The organism is Amycolatopsis sp. NPDC051372, from assembly GCF_040682095.1.
Taxonomy (GTDB): domain Bacteria; phylum Actinomycetota; class Actinomycetes; order Mycobacteriales; family Pseudonocardiaceae; genus Amycolatopsis.
In genome coordinates this window covers 32516-55273 of record NZ_JBFBAF010000047.1, presented here as the reverse complement: position 1 = coordinate 55273, position 22758 = coordinate 32516, and the positions used below count along the sequence as shown (strand labels likewise).

The 22758-nt window shown below is 71.3% G+C and carries 16 protein-coding genes and 1 pseudogene; 4 read left to right on the top strand and 13 right to left on the bottom strand.

Annotation, left to right across the window (positions count from 1 at the left end):
* The first annotated feature begins 42 nt into the window (after positions 1-42).
* The gene (locus AB0M56_RS45410; RefSeq protein WP_364188342.1) at positions 43-795 is read left to right on the top strand and encodes a metallophosphoesterase family protein; all 753 of its coding nucleotides are present in this window, start codon (positions 43-45) and stop codon (positions 793-795) included.
* Here the strand turns inward: AB0M56_RS45410 and AB0M56_RS45405 are convergent.
* The 8 genes and pseudogenes from AB0M56_RS45405 to AB0M56_RS45370 form a co-directional block, all read right to left on the bottom strand.
* Complete coding sequence (locus AB0M56_RS45405) at positions 761-1636, bottom strand: SGNH/GDSL hydrolase family protein (protein ID WP_364188390.1); 876 nt, start codon at positions 1634-1636, stop codon at positions 761-763. The genes AB0M56_RS45410 and AB0M56_RS45405 overlap by 35 nt on opposite strands.
* 299 nt (positions 1637-1935) lie before the next feature.
* Positions 1936-3123 (bottom strand): phosphotransferase, encoded by a 1188-nt coding sequence (locus AB0M56_RS45400; protein WP_364188339.1) that lies wholly within the window; start codon positions 3121-3123, stop codon positions 1936-1938.
* Between the two features lie 79 nt (positions 3124-3202).
* Entirely contained in the window at positions 3203-4144 is a 942-nt protein-coding gene (locus AB0M56_RS45395) for a DUF389 domain-containing protein (RefSeq protein ID WP_364188336.1), read from the bottom strand.
* The gene (aspS, locus tag AB0M56_RS45390; RefSeq protein ID WP_364188333.1) at positions 4144-6006 is read right to left on the bottom strand and encodes an aspartate--tRNA ligase; all 1863 of its coding nucleotides are present in this window, start codon (positions 6004-6006) and stop codon (positions 4144-4146) included. The genes AB0M56_RS45395 and aspS overlap by 1 nt, the downstream gene beginning before the upstream one ends.
* A 441-nt stretch (positions 6007-6447) precedes the next feature.
* Entirely contained in the window at positions 6448-8355 is a 1908-nt protein-coding gene (locus AB0M56_RS45385) for an intein-containing Rv2578c family radical SAM protein (RefSeq protein ID WP_364188331.1), read from the bottom strand.
* 52 nt (positions 8356-8407) lie between these two features.
* Positions 8408-9729: pseudogene (locus AB0M56_RS45380) on the bottom strand (NAD(P)(+) transhydrogenase (Si-specific)).
* A gap of 167 nt (positions 9730-9896) precedes the next feature.
* Complete coding sequence (locus AB0M56_RS45375; RefSeq protein WP_364188328.1) at positions 9897-10103, bottom strand: DUF397 domain-containing protein; 207 nt, start codon at positions 10101-10103, stop codon at positions 9897-9899.
* Entirely contained in the window at positions 10093-10941 is an 849-nt protein-coding gene (locus tag AB0M56_RS45370; protein WP_364188326.1) for a helix-turn-helix transcriptional regulator, read from the bottom strand. The genes AB0M56_RS45375 and AB0M56_RS45370 overlap by 11 nt, the downstream gene beginning before the upstream one ends.
* A 125-nt stretch (positions 10942-11066) precedes the next feature.
* Between AB0M56_RS45370 and AB0M56_RS45365 the strand changes: the two genes are divergently transcribed.
* Entirely contained in the window at positions 11067-11351 is a 285-nt protein-coding gene (locus tag AB0M56_RS45365) for a zinc finger protein (RefSeq protein WP_364188323.1), read from the top strand.
* Between the two features lie 114 nt (positions 11352-11465).
* Positions 11466-11678, top strand: coding sequence for a hypothetical protein (locus AB0M56_RS45360; RefSeq protein WP_364188320.1), 213 nt, complete (start codon positions 11466-11468; stop codon positions 11676-11678).
* Between the two features lie 86 nt (positions 11679-11764).
* Here AB0M56_RS45360 and AB0M56_RS45355 read toward each other — a convergent pair whose 3' ends face one another.
* Positions 11765-14773, bottom strand: coding sequence for a BREX system ATP-binding domain-containing protein (locus AB0M56_RS45355; RefSeq protein WP_364188318.1), 3009 nt, complete (start codon positions 14771-14773; stop codon positions 11765-11767).
* 292 nt (positions 14774-15065) lie between these two features.
* Between AB0M56_RS45355 and AB0M56_RS45350 the strand changes: the two genes are divergently transcribed.
* Entirely contained in the window at positions 15066-16460 is a 1395-nt protein-coding gene (locus AB0M56_RS45350; protein ID WP_364188315.1) for an FAD-binding oxidoreductase, read from the top strand.
* A 58-nt stretch (positions 16461-16518) separates the two neighbouring features.
* Here the strand turns inward: AB0M56_RS45350 and AB0M56_RS45345 are convergent, their stop codons facing one another.
* The 4 genes from AB0M56_RS45345 to AB0M56_RS45330 are packed head-to-tail and all read right to left on the bottom strand — an operon-like array spanning position 16519 to position 22386.
* Entirely contained in the window at positions 16519-17832 is a 1314-nt protein-coding gene (locus AB0M56_RS45345; RefSeq protein ID WP_364188312.1) for a glutamine synthetase, read from the bottom strand.
* Positions 17829-19622 carry an IucA/IucC family protein gene (locus AB0M56_RS45340; protein WP_364188310.1) on the bottom strand — a complete coding sequence of 598 codons (1794 nt, stop codon included), beginning with the start codon at positions 19620-19622 and terminating at the stop codon, positions 17829-17831. Before AB0M56_RS45340 ends, AB0M56_RS45345 begins: the two co-directional genes overlap by 4 nt.
* Entirely contained in the window at positions 19619-20944 is a 1326-nt protein-coding gene (locus AB0M56_RS45335) for a SidA/IucD/PvdA family monooxygenase (protein WP_364188307.1), read from the bottom strand. The genes AB0M56_RS45340 and AB0M56_RS45335 overlap by 4 nt, the downstream gene beginning before the upstream one ends.
* Positions 20941-22386, bottom strand: coding sequence for an aminotransferase class V-fold PLP-dependent enzyme (locus AB0M56_RS45330; protein WP_364188304.1), 1446 nt, complete (start codon positions 22384-22386; stop codon positions 20941-20943). Before AB0M56_RS45330 ends, AB0M56_RS45335 begins: the two co-directional genes overlap by 4 nt.
* Positions 22387-22758: the final 372 nt, after the last annotated feature.

Below are 22758 nucleotides of genomic sequence, written 5' to 3'. Positions count from 1 at the left end.
AACATCCCTCGCCGGTGGCGCCGCGGCAGGCAGACTGGGCCGATGGTCTCTTCCGTCGCCGTGCTTTCGGACATCCACGGAGTGCTGCCCGCGCTCGACGCCGTGCTCGCGGAGCCGGACGTCGCGGCGGCCGACGTGGTCGTGCTGTGCGGCGACCACGCCGCCGGTCCCCTGCCGCGGCAGACGCTCGACCGGCTCGGGGCACTCGGCGAACGCGCGGTGTGGGTGCGCGGCAACGCCGACCGCGAACTCGTGTCACTCGCCGGCGGTGGCACCACGCAGATCCCCGACCCGATCGCGCCGTGGGCCGCGGCTGAGCTGCGCCCGGACCAGGTCGAGCTGCTCGCCTCGCTGCCGCCGACCGTCACGCTCGACGTCGACGGGCTCGGCGAGGTGCTGTTCTGCCACGCGACCCCACGCGACGACGAGGAAGTCGCCCTCGTCGACAGCCCGCTGTCCCGCTGGGCGGAGGTGCTCGCCGGGGTCACGGCGGAAACCGTGGTGTGCGGCCACACGCACATGCCGTTCGTGCGGCTCGCGGACCGCACGCGGATCGTCAACCCCGGCAGCGTCGGAATGCCGTACGGCACAACGGGTGCGCACTGGGCCCTGCTCGGCCCCGGCGTGCAGCTGCGCCGAACCCCTTACGACACCGCGAAAGCGTGCGAGGTACTGGCCGGCTCGGGGTACGCCGACATCGAAGAATGGGCGAACTACTTCGTGCGCAACCCGGTGTCCGACGTGGAAGCGTTGCGCGTGTTCAGTCCACGCGCTCGCGGAACGACCGCCACATGATCGCCACCGCGTAGGGCAGGAACTCGCGCCCGCGGCGCCACAGCCAGGGCACGCCCCGCGCGACCAGCCACACGACGTGGCTCGCGGTGCTCGGCTGGACGCCGCCCGAGCAGGTCAGGCTCACCGGATCCGGCACCGCGAACCCGGCTTCGGCCAGCAGCGCCGTGAAGCCGAGCGCCAGCATCCGGTGGCCCAGCTCCGACGGGTGCAGCCGGTCGACGCTCCACGACGGCAGGTCGTAGGCGCCGGGCATCGCATCGAGGTCCAGGCACGGCACGCCTTCGGCGGCCACGACCGCGTCGATGACCTCGTTGAGCTCCGCGACGCGGGCGCTGAGCGCGCGCTTGATCGACGGCGGGAGGCGGAACACCTTGCCGTGGTCGTGGAAGCGCACCGGCACCAGCAGCGTGCCGTGGGCGGCGAGCGTGCGGATGAGCTCGGTGAGGTCGGCGGAGATCTGCTCGGCGTCGAAATCGGGCCGCAGCGTGTCGTTCATGCCGACCACGAGCAGCGCGACCTCGGGCCGGAACTCCAGCACCGCCGGCAGCTGCTGGGTGAGCACGTCCTTCATCCGCGCGCCTTCGAACGACGGGTTGAGGTACCCGTCCTCGTCCACCCCGAGCGCGGCGGCGACCAGCGGCCCCACTCCGCGCCAGCCGCCTCGGTTCGGCAGCGGGTCGCCCAGACCCACGGCGGTGGAGTCCCCCAGCATGGCCAGCCGGCGCGCACGGCGCGGCTCGTCGGCCGGCGCGGCGTCGGTGGTCTGCCGCTGCGGCGCGGGATCGGCGGGTTCGGGGAAGCGGGTGACTTCGACGCTGATCACGGTCACGCAGAAGACCATCCGGCACCGAAACTCACCTGCGGTGATGACCAGGTAACGCGGCATGGACGGGGGCTGAAACTCTTGGCATGTCCTGTCCGCCCGGCGGGGTCGGAATTGCCGGTTTCCCGTGTTCACCCGCGCAAAACGGGATCTTTCGGGTAAATCGGGCCAGCCGTGTCCGGCAACGCTTTGGTTCGGATAGCCGTGCGTGGAGGAGCGCCGCGGGACGGTAGACGACGGGGATTTTGTCGTAGCGAGTGGCCAAGCCACGCCCCGGCAGCACGCCGACAAGGCGCCGCGGCTTTGTCAGACGCGGGCTAGCGGAAAGCGGGGTAGAACGCGAGGTCCGCGTGCGGTCCCAGCCGCGCGCCGAGCGCCGCCGCCACGCGCTGGGCGTGCTCGGCGATGTCGGTGAGGCGCGCGTAGCCCGCGTGCTTGGCCAGCTCGCGCCACCACGTGACGAGAGCCGCCTCGCGGCTCACTGGCGTGGCGTGGCGGCTGAGGTCGAGCTTGGGCAGCGTCTCGCGCGTGATGAGCCAGACCATCAGCAGCTCGCTGATCGTGAGCTGCGCGGCGAGCTCCTCGTCGTCGGCGAACGAGGGCCACACCGACACGACCTCGGCGCGCCAGGCCGCGATCATCGCCTCGCTCATGCCCGCGGGCAGGGCCAGCGCGTCTTCGCAGGAGGCGAACGGCAGGCGCAGGTACGCGGCGTCGACCAGGGCCGTGCGCACACGGCCGCGTTCGAAGTCGAGGAACCGCACGCCGGAGCCGGTCACGAGGTTGTTGTCGGGGCTCAGGTCCACCGGGCTGAACGCGCGGAACGACGCCGAGCGCGCCTGCGCGGCCGCCTGGGCGACGCGGTCGTGGACCGGCTCGGCGACCACCACGTCGAGCAGGTCCGCCAGCATCGGCGGCACCTCAGCGGTGAGGTCGGCGAGACCCGCGTCCTGGTTGCGCACCGGGCCGCCGAGGCGGCGCAGCAGCGCGTTGAAGTCGGCTTCGCGGCTGGCGGTGCTCGCGTGCAGGCGCCCGAGCGAGCGAGCCCACGACAGCAGCGCGCGCTCGGCCGCGCGGGAATCACGCGAAGCCAGCTTGTCCTGCAACGTCGGCGCGCGGCCGAGGTCCTCGATCACGAGCACGCGGTGGCGCCCGTCGTGGGCGAGCAGCTCGGGGCACATGCGCTCGTCGGGCGCCAACGCTGTGAAGAGCTGGTAACTCACCGCTTCCTGCGCGAACGGGTCGGCCTCGCCGGACTCGGGCGGGTCGGGGTAGTGCTTGATGACCAGCGTGCGCGGCAGCGCGAACGACGACGACACGACCCGGGCCCGCACGACCGTGGCCGGTCCGCTGCCTTCGAGTCCTTCCGGTGACACCAGGGTGATCGCGCTGCCGAAGCGGCGCGAGAGCACCGCTTCGCCCGCCGCGACCGCCGCGGCAACAGCGAGCTGCCCGGCTCCTGCCCCGACGCCCGCGTCGCCGGCGGAGGAGGTGTCGACTGTCATTGGCACCGACCCTACTCGTGACTGAGCAACCATGACCACAGTGATCCGGGCAAGAACACGCGAACCGACGCGTAGTTCATCACCCGCGTGAAAGCGGACGTAACAGGGCGCCGGAACGTTGCTTGCGCCGTCGAAGTATCAGCACAATGGCCGCAGCGAGCACGATCCCGATCAAGTTCACGAACAGCTGCAGCACCGAATACCCGGCCCGGTCCCAGCGGCCCGCGACCGCCGCCACCATCGCGTAACCGGCGGCGGGCACGGTGGTCACGGAGATGAACACCCCGACCAGCGCGGCAGACTTCGCCGACGTCATGGCGAGCATCCCGGCCGCTCCCGCGAGCAGAGCGACGATGAACGAAGCCTCGCCGACCTGGTAGACGAAGTCGACTTCGTGGTTGTTCACGATGTCGGCCGGGTCGACGGCGCCGGTCACCTTCCCCACCAGCACCGCCACTCCCGTGAGCACCATGGCCACCGGGAACCCCACGGCGAGCGCGACCAGCGCTTGCCGGACCAGGTCCCAGCGCCGCAGCACGAGCCCGACTGCGATCGCCGCGAGCGGGCCGAACTCCGGCCCCACCACCATGGCGCCGACCACCGTCACCGGCGAGTCGGTGATCACACCTACGGCCGCGAGCAGGCACGCGATGACCAGAAACGCCTGGAAGGTCGCGTTCCAGCGTGATTCCTCACCCGTGCGGCCCAGCAGTTCCTGCCACACCACTGCGTCGGCGCCTTCACCCGGCGCGGCTTCCTCGGCCGCGTCGGCGGCGTCGGACAGCGCGGTGTCGAGTGCCTCGAGCGTGATCCCGCCGGTGCGGTCGAGGTACAGCGCGCACAGCGAGTCGACGATCTCGTCGGCCGCCTCACGGGCGACGTCCGCCTCGATGAGGTCGCCTTCGGGCTCGACCGCCACACCGCGATGCACGATGAGGTGCGCGGTTCCGGCGTGTGCCCGCAGGAGTTCGATCGCTGAAGCCGTCTGCTCCGGCGGGCACACCGCCCTCAAGTGCAACATCAGCCCTGGGGCTGGGCCGGTTTCGCGCTCTGGGACTCGGCGGCCTGGGACTTGCCGCTCTCGGGCTTGGCGTTCTCGGACTTGGCGCTCTCGGATTTGGCGCCCTGGGGCTTGGCGTCAATGCCGGCTTCCTTGCGCTGCTGCGCCGTGATGGGCGCGGGCGCGGCCGTGAGCGGGTCGTAGCCGCCGCCGGTCTTGGGGAAGGCGATGACGTCGCGCAGCGAGTCGGCCTTCGCCAGCAGCATCACGATGCGGTCCCAGCCGAACGCGATGCCACCGTGGGGCGGCGGGCCGAAGGCGAACGCGTCGAGCAGGAAGCCGAACTTCTCCTGCGCTTCCTCCTCGCCGAGGCCCATCAGCGCGAACACGCGCCTCTGCACGTCGCCGCGGTGGATACGGATCGAGCCCCCGCCGATCTCGTTGCCGTTGCAGACGATGTCGTAGGCGTAGGCCAGGGCGGCGCCCGGGTCCTGCTCGAACTTGTCGACCCACTCCGGCGTGGGCGAGGTGAACGCGTGGTGCACGGCGGTCCACTTGCCCGAGCCGACGGCCACGTCATCGCCGATGTCCTCGACCGGCGCGAACAGCGGCGCGTCGACGACCCACACGAACGACCAGGCGTCCTCGTCGATGAGGCCGAGGCGCTTACCGATCTCGTCGCGCGCGGCGCCGAGCAGCCCCTGGGTCGTGGCGGTCTTGCCGGCGGCGAAGAAGATGCAGTCGCCGGCCTTCGCGCCGGCGGCCTTGGCCACGTTCTCGCGCTCGGTTTCGGACAGGTTCTTCGCGACCGGGCCGCCGAGCGTGCCGTCCTCGTTCACGAGGATGTAGGCGAGGCCGCGGGCGCCGCGCTGCTTCGCCCACTCCTGCCACGCGTCGAGCTGGCGGCGCGGCTGGTCGGCGCCGCCGGCCATCACGACCGCGCCGACGTAGGGCGCCTGGAACACGCGGAACGGAGTGTCGGCGAAGAACTCCGTCATGTCGGTGATCTCGAGGTCGAAGCGCAGGTCCGGCTTGTCGGAGCCGTACTTGGCCATGGCCTCGTGGTAGGTGATGCGCGGGATCGGGCGCGGGATCTCGTGGCCGATCAGCTTCCACAGCGCGGACACGATGTCCTCGCCGAGCTTGATCACGTCGTCCTGGTCGACGAAGCTCATCTCGATGTCGAGCTGCGTGAACTCCGGCTGGCGGTCGGCGCGGAAGTCTTCGTCGCGGTAGCAGCGCGCGATCTGGTAGTAGCGCTCGAGGCCACCGACCATGAGCAGCTGCTTGAACAGCTGCGGTGACTGCGGCAGCGCGTACCAGGAACCGGGCTTGAGGCGCGCCGGCACGAGGAAGTCGCGGGCGCCCTCGGGGGTGGAGCGGGTCATCGTCGGCGTCTCGACCTCGACGAAGTCCTGCTCGTCGAGCACGGCGCGCGCGGCCCGGCTGACCTGGCTGCGCAGGCGCATCGCGGCCGCCGGGCCGCTGCGGCGCAGGTCGAGGTAGCGGTACTTCAGGCGCACCTCTTCGCCGACGTCCACGCGGTCGTCGATCGGGAACGGCAGCGGCGCGGCCTCGGACAGCACCACGAGCTCGGTCACGAGGACCTCGATCTCGCCCGTGGGGATCTCGGCGTTCGCGTTGCCCTCGGGCCGCTTCGACACCTCGCCGACGATCTTCACGCAGAACTCCGACCGCAGCGCGTGCGCGCGCTCGGCCATCTCGCCCTCGCGGAAGACCACCTGGGCGACCCCGCTGGCGTCGCGGAGGTCGATGAAGATGACTCCGCCGTGATCGCGCCGCCGCGCCACCCAGCCGGTGAGGGTGACGGTCTGACCGGCCTGCTCGGCACGCAGGGTGCCGGCTTGATGAGTGCGGAGCACTGCGACTGCTCTCCTTAGCCCACGGGTTCACGGGTTCGTCGACGGGTTTTCGCCGAACACAGAGGCTAACGAATGGTGGGGAGAAGGCCGCGACCAGGTTTGAGTCGCTGTTCGAGTCGCCTTGAGCGGGGGTGGCGGAGATCCGAGGTGGGGGAGATCCGGTTGTGGGCATCGGCCGGGGGAAGACACGCCCCGCCCTCCCTGGGGGGCGTCCCTTGTCCAGTCTATCCGGCACCCCCGACAAAAACGGCGAGAACGCCGCTGGACCGCCGAGCTGTCCACAACTCGGGGCAGGTGTGGACAACTCTGCCAACGGTCATGCGCCGAGCGCCGGGAACGCCGCGCCAAAGGCGAGAGGGGACGGTGACCCGGCCGCTCGGGGGCCTGACGGCCGGGTCACCGCTGCTGAGCGCGCCGGTCGGGGAAGGCCGGGTGGCGCGGTCAGAGCAGGCGGAGCTGTTCGGCGGGTGGTGGGGCTTCCACCCGGGGCTCCGGGGCTTCCGGTTCGGCGGCCGTGCGGGGGTTGTAGCCCGTTTTCGGGGCCAGGCCGTGGCGGCGCAGCAGCGGGCCGACGCGTTCGCCGAGTTGCTGGCGGTAGGCGCGGTCGACGTAGCTGCCGCGGGCGTAGAGGCGTTTGTAGCGCGGTACCAGCGCGGGGTGGTTGCGGCCGAGCCACGCGGCGAACCACTCGCGCGCGCCGGGGCGCAGGTGGAGGGGGATGACGCTGACGCTGTCGGCGCCCGCGGCGGCGAGTTCGGTGAACAGCGCGTCGAGCGCCTCGACCGAGTCGGTGAGGTACGGCAGCACCGGCGCGACGAGCACGGAACACGGCAGGCCGGCCGAGCGCGCCTTGCGGACGAGGTCGAGCCGCGCTTGAGGGCTCGGGGTGCCGGGTTCGAGGCGGCGTTGCAGTTCGCGGTCGAGCAAGGCGATGGAGACCGCCAGGCTCACCGGCACGTCGTTCGCGACCGACTCCAGCAGCGGTAGGTCGCGGGTGAGGACTGTGCCCTTCGACAGGATGGACAGCGGCGTGCCCGAATCGGCCAGGGCGCGGATGATACCGGGCATGAGCTGGTAGCGGCCTTCGGCGCGCTGGTACGGGTCGGTGTTCGTGCCCATCGCCACGTGCTCGCGCTGCCAGCTGGGCCGTTTCAGTTGCGCGGCAAGGACTTCCGGGGCGTTGATCTTCACCACGACCTGGGTGTCGAAGTCGTGGCCCGCGTCGAAGTCGAGGTAGGTATGGGTGTTGCGGGCGAAGCAGTTATGGGACACCATGCCGTCGGCCACGAAATCGCCGGTGCCGGTGGTGATGTCGAACAGCGGCAGCTCCAGGCCGAGCGACTCGACGGACGTGACGACGCGCCGCACGGACCCGATCGTCGTGCCGTCGAGAGAGCGCTTCCACGTGACGGCCGGATCGGTCAGATGCAGGAACCGCAACACTTCCCCGGCGCCGCCGGTCAGCCGCGCCTGGCGCCGGCCGGCGTACTCGCGGTGGCCGACCGTGTCGTAGCCGAACGAGAACCGGTCCAGCGCGGCGAACATCGCGTCGACCACGTCGGTCTCGTCGTGCGCGATCGATAGCACCCCGCGCCGGTACGCGCCCGCCAGGTCGAACAGCCCGGCGAGGAACCCGCGCGCCCAGTGCGCGTCGGGCTTCCGCGGCAGGCTCATGAATCCCACGGACGAACCGAAATCGGGCAGGTACCGCACCGCTCGCGCCGCGGCGTCTTTCTCCGTCGCGAAGCCGCCGGAGCGCAACATCCCGCACAGGTAACCGGCGCGGTAGCCGAGCGTGTCGTCGGGTGTGCGCACGAACTTGCCGCCGCCGACGAGCTCCGTGCCCTCGACCAGGTGCGGCCGCTGCGCCGCGCCCAGCTTGCTGCCCGTGACGTACTTCCAGCCGCGCGCGCTGAGGAACCGGTGGTCGGGCCCGGTGACGAGCGCGGTGCCGTCGTCCAGCGTCACGCGGTACGCCTCGCGCACCGTCGTCCAGTGCGCCAGGACCTCCGTGGGCACCAGCCGCCGCGCGACGCCGTGGCCGCGCGTGCCGAGGATCCGCTCCCCCACCTGCAGGTCGGCGATCGGCTTCGCGCGCCCGTCGACCATCAGCACGGGCGTGCCGCCTTCGAGGCAATACGTGCACGCGTGGGAACACCCTCGGTACGGGTTCACGGTCCACCGGAACGGCACCTGCGACCCCTCGGGAACCCGGTTCAGCACGGACTTGGCGTGCACCTCGTGAAAGGTGACGCCGTCGAACTCCGGTGACCGCACGGACCGCAGCAGCCCGTCCAGACCAGGCAGGATCGGCTCGCCCTCCCCTGCTCGTTGTCGTTCCCATCGCACCCGTCCAGTCGAACACATGTTCTATCGAGTGTCAAACAGGTGTTCGAAGACCTCAGATCGGGAACCGGTCCAGAGCCCGGATCTTGTTCGTCGCGTCCAGGGCCGCGACCTTGTAGGCCTCCGAGAGCGTCGGGTAGTTGAACACCGCGTCGACCAGGTAGTCGACGGTGCCGCCGCAGCCCATGACGGCCTGGCCGATGTGGACGAGGTCCGTGGCGCCCGTGCCGAAGACGTGGACGCCCAGCAGTTTGCGGTCCACTGTGGACACCAGGAGTTTCAGCATGCCGTAGCTGTCGCCGGTGATCTGGCCGCGCGCGAGCTCGCGGTAGCGGGAGATGCCGACCTCGTACGGCACCGAGGACGACGTCAGCTGGGCCTCGGTGGCGCCGACGTAGGAGATCTCCGGGATCGTGTAGATGCCGATGGGCTGCAGGGCGCCGAGGCCGTTCGCCGGTTCGCCGAACGCGTGGTACGCGGCGAGCCGGCCCTGGTCCATCGAGGTGGCGGCGAGCGCGGGGAAGCCGATGACGTCGCCGACGGCGTAGATGTGGTCCACCTCGGTGCGGTAGTGCTCGTCGACCGACAGGCGGCCGCGTTGGTCGGCCAGCAGGCCGGCGTTCTCCAGGGCGAGCTCGTGGGTCATGCCCTGGCGGCCGGCGGAGTACATCACGCCGTCGGCCGGGATGCGCTTGCCGCTGGCGAGCGTGGTCACGGTCGTCGCGTCCGAGACCGCGACGTTCGCCACCTTCTCCCCGAACCGGAACGTGACGCCGAGGTCGCGGAGCTGGAACTTCAGCGACTCCACGATCTCCGGGTCGCAGAAGTCGAGCATCTGGTCGCGCTGCTCCACCACTGTCACGCGCGAGCCGAGCGCGGCGAACATCGACGCGCGGCGTCGAAGTCGACGTGCGCGGGGCGCGCGGGCCGGGTACCCGTGGCGATCACGATGTGGTCGCCCGACACCGTGCGCCGGTCGCCGACGTGCTTGCCCTCGACGAGCACCGTGTGCGGATCGGCGAACGACCCCGTGCCCGGCACGAGGTCGATGTGGTTGCGCAGCAGCTGGGCCCGGACCACCTGAACTTCGCGCCCGACCACGTGCTGGGTGCGCGCCATGAGGTCGGCGATGGTGATGTCCTGCTTCACGCGGTAGCTCGCGCCGTAGAGCTCGCGCTGGTTCATCCCCGTCAGGTAGAGGACCGCCTCGCGCAGTGTCTTGGACGGGATGGTGCCGGTGTTGACGCACACCCCGCCCACCATGTCGTGGCGATCGACGACCGCCACCTTCTTCCCCAGCTTCGCGGCCGCGATGGCGGCCTTCTGCCCACCCGGGCCCGAGCCGATGACGATCAGGTCGTAGTCGTGTTCGCTCACGGTGCGAGCCTGCGCAATCACTCCCCGCGCCGCAAGCCCTGGCCCGCGCCCGCCACGCCGCATTAACGCCGTGTTCGCGCGCGGCTGACCCGAAAGGCCCAGACCACCCGCGGAATCGGCCGTGCCCCAGCATCGTCGGGATGCTGGGGCACGCTCGCTCGCCTCGGTCAGCGGGCCGAGGTCTCCCGGTTCACGGTCGCCAGGAACCCTCGCCAGCCGGCCGGCGAAAGCTCGAAGTGACCCGCGCCGGGGTCCTTCGAGTCCCGAACTGCCACTGCGTCGAGCGGACCCGCCGCGGGGAACCCGACCTCAACACAGTCGCCCTGCGCGCTTCCCGAGTAGGACGATTTCCGCCAAAGGCGGTCACCGGTCATCTCCACCCTCCATCTCCTCGATCAAGTCGGCGATGAGACCCACCGATTGCTCGGGGCTCATCGCCTGACGACGGAGCTGTTCCGCCGCGCGCTGGTAGCCGCGAATGTACTGATCCGCGGTCAAAGTGGAGCTGGTGGCGTAGTGCTCCAGATAGACCACATCGGAGCCAGGATCGGTGCCGCGAATGAGCACGAATGCACCATCCCGCAGCGGGCTGTACCGCGCGGCGAGTGGGACGACCTGCAAGGTGACCTGCTTCTTCCGAGATACTTCGAGCAAGAACCGAAGCTGCTCGATCATGACCTCGTCGTCGTCGCATTCTGGGTAGCGCAATGCCAGCTCGCCGATGATGGCGTGGAACTCTGTCTTCGAGGAAAACAGTGTCTTTTGCCGGCGCATCCGAAATGTCACACCGGCTTCGACCACCGCATCGGAATTGCCCGCAGCCGACATGACTCTCTCCATGTACCTCTCGGTCTGGAGCATGCCGGGAATCCGTTGAGCCTGAGCGTTGAAGATCAACGTGGCCGCAGCTTCATATTCGCTCAGCAACGCGAGTTGCCTGTCCAGCCCGGTCAGCCAGTTCGGGTCGGCAGCTTCCGCTCGGACCTGAAGCAGAGCCGCGAGAGCTTTGCCCTCGATGCCGAGGTGCACGCAGATCGCATCGGCCTCCGCTTCAGAGGGAATGAGCTTCCCCTGGAAGAAGCGCGACACATGGGAAGCGTTGCGCCCGAGAAGGCCGCCGAGTTCCCGGGTCGACATGCCCTTCACCTCTGCGGCCTTGCGCAGCACGGAGCCGAACTCGCGCGATCGAGGCGTGGGCAGGTTGCTGGCCATGCAACAGATCGTAGCCGCCGGGCGCGATCCGTATTCACCCGATTGCGAAGCGGACAGGGCTTGCATGCAACGTTGCGCGCAACGATGCTAGTTGCACGCAACAGCCGATTACCGGGGAGGGCTTCATGTTCGTGTGGCAACAGGCTGCGGGACAACGGCACGCCAGGCAGGCCATCCACCGCGGGGTGCTGGACCTCGGTGCGACGTTCAAGACGCTGTGCGGCTACCGGCTGGAGGTCGGCGAGGCGGATGTGCACACGCCGGACAAGCCGTGGCTCGATCCGACGTGCGAGGGGTGCGACTACAAGATCCGGCGCGCCCTCGGGATTCCGCCGGCGCCGCGCGAAAACGCGGAACCGTTGGTGCTGGAGGACTACGAGGACCGTCAGCGGCCGAAGGTGAAGTGCTGAGCCGTGGCTGATCACGCCCAGACCCCTGCCGCCACGTCGGGTGGCGGCAGGGCCCCCACGCCCGGAGACATTCGTGCACGTCGGCCGGGGCTTCCGGCCGGTGACCGTCGAGTGTTGCAGGAGCTGGTCGACGCGGCCGACGCCGTGACGTGGGGGCTGTCGCTGACGATGTCCGGAATCGTGTGGGGGCTCAGGGAAACCACGGTGCCGACGACGGTCCTGGAGCTCGAACTCGTGCTGGAGCGAGCGCAGAGGCTCCAGAACGCGCTGGAGAAGTGTCGGGTGTTCGTCCACGAGCGGATCGGCGAACCTGAGCGACCCGTCTGAGGGATCCCGCACGAGGGACCCGCCGGACCATTCTCAACCGGCCGTCAGTACCGGTCTGTCTGTCCCGGTCTGTCAGTACCGGTCTGTCAGTACCGGTCGAGGTCCCGTTCACAACGCAGCCGAAGCGTCGTACTCCCCTGCGCGGCAGCCAGTTCCACCGCCGTCTTCAGGCGGATCCGGCCCTGTTCGCGGCCGTCGTAGGCGGAGCGCAGCCGCAGCACCTCGGGGAGCCACCAGAGGTCGTCGCGGGCTTGGCCGACGACGAGGGCCGCGTCGAGGGCAGCGCGGGCCGGGCCGGGGCGGTCGTGGCGCGCCATCAGGTCGGCCTGCAGTGCGAGCCAGTAGGGCATGCGGGCGAGCGAGCCCTCGGCCTTGAGGTTGGCGACGCCGCGGCGGATGTCGGCGAGGCCGTCGGCGTCGCCGCGCACCCAGCCGCCCAGGACGAGGCCCCATTCGCGGTAGTAGGCGAAGCCGTAGCGGTCACAGAGCTCGCGCAGCTCGGCCGAGACCTCCTTCACGTCGTCGAGGTCGCCGCGCATCTGGTGTGTGATGCCGGCGTACGCGAGGGCCACGGCGAGGCTGTACGGGTGCGTCTTCGTGCGCGCCAGGCGCACGGCTTCACGGCTGCTGCGGAGCGCTTCGTCCTCGTGCCCCAGCAGCCAGTGCGCGTGCGCGGCCCAGGCCGGGCTGTGCACCTCGGGCCGCGTGCCGATGGGCAGCGACGGCGCGCCGCGCGTGAGGCGGGCGGCGAGGTCGAAGTGGCGCAGCGCCTCCCCGGGCCGGCCGAGGCTCACCGACGAGCCGGCGAACGCGAAGTGCGCGGAGCCGTTGAGCTCGTCTTTGGTGCGGTCGTCGACGACGAGTTCGAGCGCGCGTCTCGCGGCCTCGTGCGCACGGGCGGTGCGGCCTTGCACGAACCGCGACGTCCACAGCCCGACCAAGGCGACGAGCGTGGAATCCTGCTGCCCCAGGCGTTCCGCGAGCACGATCGAGCGTTCGAGGGCCCGCTGGAGGTCGGGGGACGCGTAGCCGAGCCGGGCGTTGAGGGGTCCGGAAAGGGCTTCGAGCACCTCCAGCTCACGACGGTCGGTCTCCGGTCCGGAGGGGGCGCCGGCGAGCAGCGACAGGGCTTCGCGCAGCAGCCGGATCGCCTCGCCGTGGGCGAAGGTGCCGGCCGCGAGCTCGGCGGCCCGGCGGTAGAACTCGACCGCACGATCGGGGCGGCCGCCGCGGGCGTACTGCTCGGCCAGCTGCGCGGAGACCGAACTGGTGTCGCCGGGGTGCAGCAGTTCGAGGCTCTGGGCGAGCCGGCGGTGCAGCAACCAACGCCGCGCGCGGGTCACCTGCCGGTAGGCGGCGTCGCGGAGCAGGTCGTGGGAGAAGTCGTAGCCGTCGCGGAAGTCGCGCAGGATCCGCAGCCGCCACAGCTCGTCGACGGCGCGCACCACGGCTTCGGCGTCGAGGTCGCTGGCCTCGGTGAGCAGGTCGAGCGAGAAATCGCGGCCGACGGCGGCGGCCAGGCCCGCGATCTCGCGGGCGTCCGGGGTCGGCTGTCGTAGGCGTTCGGTGAGCACGGCGTCGAGGTCGCCGGGCGGGCCGCCGGAGCGCAACGCCTCCACCACGGACAGCGGGAAGCCGCCGGTCGCGACGTGCAGAAGGGTGAGCTCGTCGCCCGTGGGCAGGAGGCCGGAGACGGATTCGGCCAGGCGCGCGGTGTCGTCGACGTCGAGCGGGCTCAGATCCACTTCGGACAGCCGGCCGGTGGCGCGCAGGCGTTCGGTCCAGCCGGCCAGGGTGCCGTCGCCGTGATCCGACCGCTGCGTCGCGGCGAGCAGCAGCGGCGCGCGCGGTTCGAGACCGAGGCAGAAGAGCAGGAACGCCAGGGTTTCCTGATCGCACCACTGCGCGTTGTCGAGCACGAGCAACGTCGGCCGGCCGGCGCCGGTGAGGGCGCGGGCGAGGCCTTCGAAGAAGCGGTGCCGCTGCCACGCGTCGGCCACCGCGCGGACTGTGCGCACAACGGGGGCCGGTCCGCTGTCCTTGCCGGCCGGGACGAGCCGGTCCACTTCGGCGCGCCACACCGGCGCGAGCGTCGCCAAAGACGGCTGGAGCACGGGGTTGCGCAGCCAGTCCGCCACCGGTGCCAGCGCGAGGCGGCCCGACGTCCCGAAGCACTGCGTCCCCGCCACCACCGCGCCCTGGCTGCGCGCGAGCCGGGCCAGCTCGACCACGAGCCGCGTTTTGCCGACGCCGGCGTCACCCCGCACGAGCGCCACCGACGGCTGTCCGCGCGCGGCTTGCTGCCACCGTTCCCGCAGCTGCGTGAACTCGCGGGTGCGGCCGACGAGCAGGGATTCGCGGCTGGGCACGGCATCGGCCAGGAGCCGCCGCAAGGCCGCCTGCGTGGCGCGGTCGGGCACCACGCCCAGCTCGCGTTCGAGCACCGACGCGCACTGGTGGTAGGTGCTTACGGCCCCGGCGCGGTCGCCGAGGTCGGCCTGCAGCTCCATGAGTGTGCGGTAGCCCAGCTCCTCCAACGGCCGCAGGCGGATGCGGCGGCGGGCCGTCTCGGCGGCGCCCGCGAGGTCGCCCAGGCGGCGCTGGGCGTCGCCGAGCAGGTCGCACAGCGCCACGCACTGTTGTTCCAGCTCGGCGCGGGGTGCGAAGAGCCACTCGTCGGCCAGCCCGGGCATCAGCTCACCGCGGTACTCGGCCAGCGCGGCGCCGGCGTGGGCGCGGACTTCCTCGTCTTCGCCGGCGGCCAGGGCAGCTCGGCGTTCGGCGTCGAACACGCGCACGTCGACGCGGCAGCGGGGAGTGTCCTGCCAGGACAGATCCGTCGCGGTCGCGAGCAGCGCCGTGTCCTCACCCAGGACGTGGCGCAGGTGGTGCAGCTCGCGGCGCAGGTTCGTGCGGGCCTGCGCGTCGGAGGAATCGGGCCAGAACAGCGACGCGATCCGCTGCCTCGGCTGCGGCAGCCCCGCGTGGGTCACCAGGTAGCCGACGAGCGCGATCGCCCGCGGCGATCGGGTCACCGCCGGCCCGGTCGCACCGTGGGTGACCGACTGCTCGCCCAGCAGCGACACGTAGAGCATCCCGGGGTGCCTCCTGCCCAGGCACGGTAGTCGGGCGCACGCCGACGGTGGGCACACCTTATGGTTCCCGCGCCAGGTCGGCTCGCCAGCCTGCGGTGCGCGCCGTCGAGAAGTCCTTGCAGACCGCCAAAAAGATCGGCAGTCGTTTCCCACCACCGGCAAAAAACTCGTCGCCCCGAACGCCGCGAACGGGCCCCTCGGCGAACCCGAACGCTGCGCGAACGCCCCGTGCCTAACTTCGGTGGGGCAGGCAGCCCGACCGGGAGGCCGTTCCACATCAGGGAGAAATCGCATGACCACCATCACCGCACCGTTTCCCGAGCTGGCACTCGCGCTGAAGGGCGAGCTCGTGACGCGCGGCGACGACGGCTACGACCAGGCGCGCGCCGTCTACAACGGGATGATCGACAAGCACCCCGCCGCCATCGCCCGGTGCGCGGATACCGCGGACGTCGTCACGTGTGTGAATTTCGCGCGGGAGAACCGGATCGACCTCGCCGTGCGCGGCGGCGGGCACAACGCCGGCGGGCTCGGTATCGCCGACGACGCACTGGTGATCGACCTTTCCGCGCTGCGCAGCACGACGGTGGACCCCGAGACGCACACCGTGCGCGTCGACGCCGGGTGCACGTGGGGCGACGTCGACCACGCGACCGTGGCCTTCGGCATGGCCACCCCGTCGGGGATCATCGGCTCAACCGGCGTCGGCGGGCTCACCCTCGGCGGCGGGATCGGTTACCTGGCCCGGCGCTTCGGGCTGACCGTGGACAACCTGCTCTCCGCAGACGTCGTGCTCGCCGACGGCAGCTTCGTGCACGCCAGCGAGAAGTCGCACCCGGACCTGTTCTGGGCCCTGCGCGGAGGCGGCGGGAACTTCGGCGTCGTCACGTCGTTCACCTTCCGCTGCCACGACATCGGCGAACACGGCACGATCATCGGCGGCCCGGTGCTGTACTCGCTGGACGACACCGAAGACGTGCTGCGCTGGTACCGCGAGCTGCTGCCGTCGCTGCCCGAGGAGCTCAGCGGCTGGTTCGGCCTGATCACCATCCCACCGGCCCCGCCGTTCCCCGAGGAGCTGTGGAACCGCAAGGCCTGCGCCATCGTGTGGTGCTACACGGGTTCGCACGCGCGGGCCGACGAGGTCCTCGAGCCGGTGCGCTCCTTCGGCTCGCCGCTGCTGGTGGGTGTGCAGCCGATGCCCTTCACGGCGCTGCAGAGTGCGTTTGACGCGCTCTACCCGACGGGTCTGCAGTGGTACTGGCGTGCCGACGTCACCACGGAGATCTCCGACGAGGCCATCGCCATCCACCGCCGCTTCGGCGAGGCCCTGCCGACCATGCACTCCACCATGCACATGTACCCGATCGACGGCGCCGCCGCCCGTGTCGCCGCCGACGCCACGGCGTTCCCCTACCGCGACGGTGGCTGGTCCGGCGTGATCGTGGGCGTCGACCCCTCGCCCGACAACCGGGAGAAGATCACGCGCTGGACGAAGGACTACTGGACCGAGCTGCACCCGACCTCGGCCGGTGGCGCGTACGTCAACTTCATGATGGAAGAGGGCGACGACCGCGTGAAGGCCGCCTACCGCGACAACTACGAGCGGCTGGCGCAGGTCAAGAACCGGTACGACCCGGAGAACCTGTTCCACATCAACCAGAACATCCGGCCGTCCGGTTCGTGAGCGGCCAGGCCGGGTGGCTGCGGCGCGGCGGTCGGGGCCGCACCGCAGCACTGGGCGGTCAGGAACGGAGGGAGCCGCGACGGCGCTGGAAGTCGGTGACGGCGTCCAGCCCGGCGTGGAGTTCCTGACGCAGCAAGGCGAGCTGCTGGGTGGAGACGTCCTCCCCCAGCAGCTCGCTCACGCGGCCCTTTTCCAGCTCCGCCAGCGCTTCCCACGGCGTCGGGGCGAGCTCGCCCACGACCGTGCCCGGGTCCGGGGGCGTCAGGCCGTCGGCGACGCCGGCGTTACCGGCCGCCACCAGGGCGGCCACGACGAGGTGCGGCTGGGCATCGGCGCCTGCGAAGCGGAACTCCAGCCGCGGCGACGCGGAGGTGCCGCAGAGCCGGACGGCGGCGGTGCGGTCGTCCAGGCCCCAGCGCAGCACGCGCGGGGAGAACGACGTGGTGCGCAGGCGGACGTAGCTGTTCCACGTCGGCGCCCACACGGCGGTCAGCGCCCGCGCGTCGCGAAGCACGCCCGCGAGGAAGGCACCGAGGCCGAACGGGAAACCCGCCGGACCGTCCGGGGTCGACAGTGACAGGTGGACGTGGCACGAGTTGCCCTGGCCGGTCTCCGGAGCGGCGAGGTAGTCGGCGCTCGCGTTGTGCCGGGTCGCGACGCGGCGGGTGAGCAACTGGAGCAGCAGGGCGTCGTCGCAAGCGGTGAGCGCGTCACGGTGGCGCAGCACCACCTCGTACTGGCCGGGGTGACATTCGGCGCGCGCGGACTCCACGCCCAGGACCGAGGCGGCCGAGCGCAGGTCGGCCAAGAGCGGGGCCAGGCGTTCGGTGCCGCCCACCGCGTAGTCCACACCGTGGCCGGTCAGCGGGGTGCCGGAGTCGTCGCGGAACACGACCTCGTGCTCGATTCCCACCGACGGCACCAGACCGAACTCCTCGAGCGCGGCCAACTGCGTCCGCAGCACCGTGCGCGGCGCGAGGCCCGCCGGTTCGCCCGAAGGCAGTTCGGCGTCGCACACCACGGCCCAAGTGCGATCTCCCAGCGGCACGGCCGTCGCGGCGTCTGCGCGCATGCGCAGGTCGCCGAACCCGCCGAGGTAGGCGCTCAGGGAACCGCTGTCCGGCAACGGTTCCCGCTCCGGCGTCCAGGCGAAGACGTAGCTGCACACGCCGTAGCCGTCATCGAGTACCGACGCGGCGAACGGCGCCTCCAGCTCCACCGCGGCGAACCGCGCGTGCGGGTCGGGCACGAGCAGCACCAGCCGCGTGCCCTCCTCGGCCAGCACGTGCCGCAGCACGGCCGCCGCGGCCGAGCCCGCCTCCGCGCGCACGGTGAGCGAGCGCGCACCGACGGGCCGATCGAACGGCGTCACCACGCGCCGTCCGGATCCGGCGCGTGCAACGGGTTCGGCACCCGGCCCCAGCGGACGTCGAACTCGTCGTCGCGCTCCACCTTGTCGAAGCCCTGCCCGGCGAAGTGCTCGCGGTTGAGCGTGACCCGCTCCACGTCCGGCGCGAACAGCCGGCACGCGTCGAAGCGCTCGGCCACGTCGGGGTTCTCGTCGCGGTAGCGGCCGACGACCTCGCGCACCAGGGCCCAGAAGTCGCCGCGCGCCAGGCCGACGTCGTCGAGCAGGATCTCCGCCCAGAACCGCAGCTGGCCGGAGAACACCGAGCTGAACAGCGACTGCGCGAGCAGGTGGGCGGGCCAGCGGAGCATGTCGGCGTCGGCCTCGGGCGGAAGGTCGGCGTAACACGGCAGTTCCTCGTCCATCAGGTCCACGCCCTGGGCGAAGTCCTTGATGGCCACGCGCACGGGCCGGCTGTCGGCGTCGACGACGAGGATGAGGTTCTGGCCGTGGGGGCAGAACCCGACGCCGTAGCGCAGCAGCCACTGCAGCAGCGGCGTGAGCAGCAGGTCGAACAGCCACGACAGCCACACTTCGGCGCCGTCGCCGGCCTGGGTGATCAGCCGCGTGAGCACGGCTTCACCCGAAGCGTCGCGGTAGGGCAAGGCGGCGAACGAGATCGCGCGCTCGCCCTCGGCCAGCGTCGCGAGGAGCGGCTCGCGCCAGAGCGCGCCGAGCGTCTCGTGGAAGCGGTAGGGCAGCTCTTCGAGCGCGCCGAACAGCGGGTGGCGCACGGACACGCTCGCCACCTCGCCCAGCAGCGCGAACCGGTACTTCTCCGACAGCAGCGGGTCGGCCGCGTCGACGCGCCGCAGCCATTCGGTGACCGACGGTCCGGCCAGCGTCGCCGCGGAGTTCAGGCCGCGGTAGACCAGCGTGTTGCGCACGGACACAGCGGTTTTCACGTCGTGGCGATCGGGGTGGCTGCGGTTGGCGAGCGTGCGCACCGTCTGGTGCGGCCGGTAGGCGTCGGCGCTGCACCCCAGCTCGATCATCCGGCCGGTGGCCAGCTCGGCGGAGTACAGCGTGCCCAGGATCTCGTCGGCCTGCCATGGATGCACGGGCACCCACACGTAGTCGGCCGGGTCGCCGACGGCGGCGACGCGCGTGGTGAACTCCTCACGCTGGGCGTCGTCCAGTTCTCGGCGGAGCAGCGCGGCGGCGTCGAGGTCGGCGACGGAGCGGAACTGCGCCAGGTCGCGGTGCACGGCATACCAGCGCAGCCGGACGTCCTCGCCAGCCTCCGGCGCGTAGCGGGCGCGGTCGGGCGCGGAGAACCCGACGCGGCCCTTGTTCAGCACGAGCCGCGGGTGTCCGGTGAGGTGACCGTCGGCGAGGTTGTAGTCCATTGTGGACAGTTCGGCGGCCGTCGGGGCGCGGCGCAGGCGGGCGGCCTCGTTGGTGACGGTGGCGGTGAGCTCGGCGAGCACGTCGGCCAGGCGCAACCCGGTGAGGCCCAGCGTCTCCCGTGCGTCGACGACCAGGGTGCGCGGGTCGTCGGCGGGTGTTTCGGCGCCGTCGACGAGCCGGACGGCGCTGCCCGGCAGGACCGTCCACGACTCGAACGCGCCGCGGCGGGCCTCGAAGCGGTACGAGACGTCGCCGGGGAGGTCGAGCAGCCAGGTGCGGTGGCCGTCGCGGGTCGGTTCGCCGGGCCGCGGGCGCAGCATCGCCTCGTAGGACAGTTCGCCGAGCATCTTGTGCGTCACGAGCGAGCCCGCGGCCCGCCAGGCGGCGGCGTCGGTCAGGGTCACTGCTCCTCCGTTTTGTCCGTGCGGGTGGTGTCGAGGCTGGTGTTGTTCAGGCCGAACGTGGTGAACGCGGTGCGGTCGGGCAGGTCGTAGACGGCCTTGCCGCACACCGCGTTGAGGATCGCCGCGGCGCGCCAGGCGCCGAGGCCGAGGTCGGGCGCGCCGGGGCCGTGGGTGTGACGCTCGGCGTTCTGCACGAACACCGAGCCCGTGACGCCGTTGCCCAGCTCCAGCCGGTGGTCGGCCCCGATGACGAGGCGGCCGTGGTCGTCGCGGCGCGCATCGAGCTCCTGCAGCAACGGAGCCGTCGGCGTTTCCGCGTAACCGGTCGCGGAGACGACGGCCGCCGTGCGGTGCGTGGCGGTGCTCCCTTGCTCGGCGTGCCGCAGGCCCAGCTCGATCCCGTCCTCGACGGCCGTGGCCGAGACGACCTCGACGCCGGGCGTGAGCGCCGCGCCGGGCCAGCCGCCGCCGATGCTGCGGCGGTAGAGCTCGTCGTGGATCGCGGCGATGGTCTCCGTGTCGATCCCCTTGTACAGCTGCCATTGCGACGGCAGCAGCCGATCGCGCGCCGCCTCGGGCAGGCCGTGGAAGTAGGCAGTGTAGTCCGGCGTGAACTGCTCCAGTCCCAGCTTCGAGTACTCCATCGGCGCGAACGCGGGCGTGCGCGCGAGCCAGCGCAGACCGTCCACAGTGGACCGTGAACGCAGCAGGTCGAGGAACACCTCCGCGCCCGACTGTCCCGACCCGACCACGGTCACCGTCTGCGCGGCCAGCAGCTCGGCGCGGTGGGTGAGGTAGTCGGCCGAGTGCAGCGCGAGCACGTCCGGCGCCGCGACGAGGTCCCCCAACGGCTCGGGCATGCTCGGCCGGGTCCCGACGCCGAGCACGACCGACGACGCCAGCACCTGCTCAGTGCCCGACACGGTCAGCTCGAACGCCTCTTCCGCCGCCACCCAGCGAAGGCCGGTGACCTCGTGGCCGAAGCGGCACGCGGGCAGGCGGGCGGCGGCCCAACGTCCGTAGTCGTCGTATTCCGCGCGCGGCAGGTGGAAGCGCTCGGCGAAGTAGAACGGCAGCAGGCGGCCGCGTTCGCGCAGGTAGTTGAGGAAAGAGTGCCGGCTGGTGGGGTCGACGAGCGACACCAGGTCGGCGAGGAACGGGACCTGCAGTGTCGCGCCGTCGACGAGCAGCCCGGGGTGCCAGCGGAACTCCGGGCGCGCGTCGAAAAGCACCACGTCGAGCTGGTCGAGCGGGTCGGCCAGCGCGGCGAGCGAGAGGTTGAACGGCCCGATCCCCACGCCCGCGAGGTCGAAGCGCCTCACGAGGCGACCGGGCTTTGCGGTGCGGTCACGCCGCGCTCGGCCGCGGCCGTGGCGACGACCTGGTCGAGGAGGGCGACGTAGTCCTCGGCGGTGGTGTGCGGGTGCAGCAGGGTGAGCTTGAGCCACAGCTGCGAGGCGCCGTCCGGGCCGGTCGGCAGGGCGCCGCGGCCGATCACGGCCGTGCCGGCTTCCAGCAGCGTGCGGCGGACGCGGGCGACGAGGTCGTCGTCGGCGCCGCGCGGGCGGAAGACGACCGTGGACAGCTCCGGTTTGCCCCACGACTGCAGCGCCGGGTGGTGTTCCACCAACACGTTGACCTCGGTCGCGGTGGCGCAGCAGCGTTCGACGAGGGCGCCGAGGCCTTCGGTGCCGAGCGCGCGGACGGTCACGGCCATGCGGAACGCGTCGGGGCGCCGGGAGGTGCGGATCGAACGGCCGAGCAGGTCGGGCAGACCGGCTTCGGTGTCGTCGTCGGCGTTGAGGTACTCGGCGCGGACGGTCAGCGCGGAGAGATCTGCCGCGTTTCTCGCGGCGAAGAGGCCGGCGGCGACGGGTTGCCAGCCGAACTTGTGCATGTCGAGGGCGACGGAGTCGGCCAGTTCCAGACCGGCGACGCGGGGGGCGAGGGATTCGCTGCAGAGGAGCAAACCGCCGTAGGCCGCGTCGACATGGAGGCGGGCGCCGGAGAGGCGGCAGATGCGGGCGATTTCCTCGAGGGGGTCGATGCGGCCGGTGTTGGTGGTGCCGGCGGTGGCGACCACTACGGCGGAGGCGCCCAGGGGGGCGAGGGCTTCTGCGAGTGCGGCGGGGATCATGCGGTCGTCTTGGCAGGGGACGACGACTGGCGCGGGGAGGCCGAGGAGCCAGGCGGCGCGGGAGACGCTGTGGTGGGAGTTCGCGCCGCAGACGGGGCGGATGGTTCCTGCCGTGGATTCTCTCGCCAGGAGGAGGCCGAGGAGGTTGGATTCGGTGCCGCCGGAGGTGACCACCGCGTCGGCGGTGGGGGTGCCAGGGAAGCAGAGGTGGGAGATGCCGGAAAGGAACTCTGCTTCGAGCTCGCTGGCCATGGGGGCTTGGTCCCAGGAGTCCATGGAGGGGTTCATGGCTGCGGCTACTACGTCTGCGGCGACGGAGACGGCCAGTGGGGGGCAGTGGAGGTGGGCGGCGCAGGCCGGGTCTGCCGGGTCGGCTGTGCCTGCCGCCAGGAGAGTTGAGTAGTGGTGGAGGGCTTGTTCGGCGCCGATGCCGGTTTTGGGGAGGTGTTGGGTGCCGCCGGAGGCGGCCAGGGAGGCGGCGACGGTGGCGGGGCCGCCGGAGGGGATGGGGCCGTTGCGTTCGGTGATGCCTGTTTCCATGCCGTGGAGGGCGATGGGGAGGAGTTCGGTGAGGTGTGCTGCGCCGTCGCGACCGCCGGCCAGCCAGGTCGCTGAATCTCCACCCATGGAGCCGCCTTTCTTAGGGTAACCTTGCCTACCCTATGCAACAATACGGATACCCAGTGGTAGAGGACGGGGTGGGTCCTCTGTGTTCCTGTGTGTTCAGGATGGTGGGGTGGGTGGGGTTGTTGCGTCGGCCGATTGGGGGGTCGGAGGGCGGTTTGGGGACGGCTCGGCGCGCGGAGCGCACCATTGCCGGTTTTCGGGTGAGTGCAGGGCACCCCGATTTTTGATTGTCACGACGGTAGAGATCGGCTTGTCAAGGCGGGAAAGAGTACCTTGACAAGCCGATCTCTACCGTGTTGCGGAAAAGAATCGGGGGCCGGGCGGGGGAAGGGTTCGGGGTGGGGTTGGGGAGTTCGTGGGTTGCGTTGCCGG

Excerpts from the sequence above, each read along its gene's own strand:
- AB0M56_RS45350 (WP_364188315.1), top strand. The coding sequence starts at position 15,066 with ATGACCACCATCACCGCACCGTTTCCCGAGCTGGCACTCGCGCTGAAG.
- AB0M56_RS45375 (WP_364188328.1), bottom strand. The coding sequence starts at position 10,103 with ATGACCGGTGACCGCCTTTGGCGGAAATCGTCCTACTCGGGAAGCGCG.
- AB0M56_RS45330 (WP_364188304.1), bottom strand. The coding sequence starts at position 22,386 with ATGGGTGGAGATTCAGCGACCTGGCTGGCCGGCGGTCGCGACGGCGCA.
- AB0M56_RS45365 (WP_364188323.1), top strand. The coding sequence starts at position 11,067 with ATGTTCGTGTGGCAACAGGCTGCGGGACAACGGCACGCCAGGCAGGCC.
- AB0M56_RS45400 (WP_364188339.1), bottom strand. The coding sequence starts at position 3,123 with ATGACAGTCGACACCTCCTCCGCCGGCGACGCGGGCGTCGGGGCAGGA.
- AB0M56_RS45410 (WP_364188342.1), top strand. The coding sequence starts at position 43 with ATGGTCTCTTCCGTCGCCGTGCTTTCGGACATCCACGGAGTGCTGCCC.
- AB0M56_RS45405 (WP_364188390.1), bottom strand. The coding sequence starts at position 1,636 with ATGGTCTTCTGCGTGACCGTGATCAGCGTCGAAGTCACCCGCTTCCCC.
- AB0M56_RS45370 (WP_364188326.1), bottom strand. The coding sequence starts at position 10,941 with ATGGCCAGCAACCTGCCCACGCCTCGATCGCGCGAGTTCGGCTCCGTG.
- AB0M56_RS45355 (WP_364188318.1), bottom strand. The coding sequence starts at position 14,773 with ATGCTCTACGTGTCGCTGCTGGGCGAGCAGTCGGTCACCCACGGTGCG.
- AB0M56_RS45395 (WP_364188336.1), bottom strand. The coding sequence starts at position 4,144 with ATGTTGCACTTGAGGGCGGTGTGCCCGCCGGAGCAGACGGCTTCAGCG.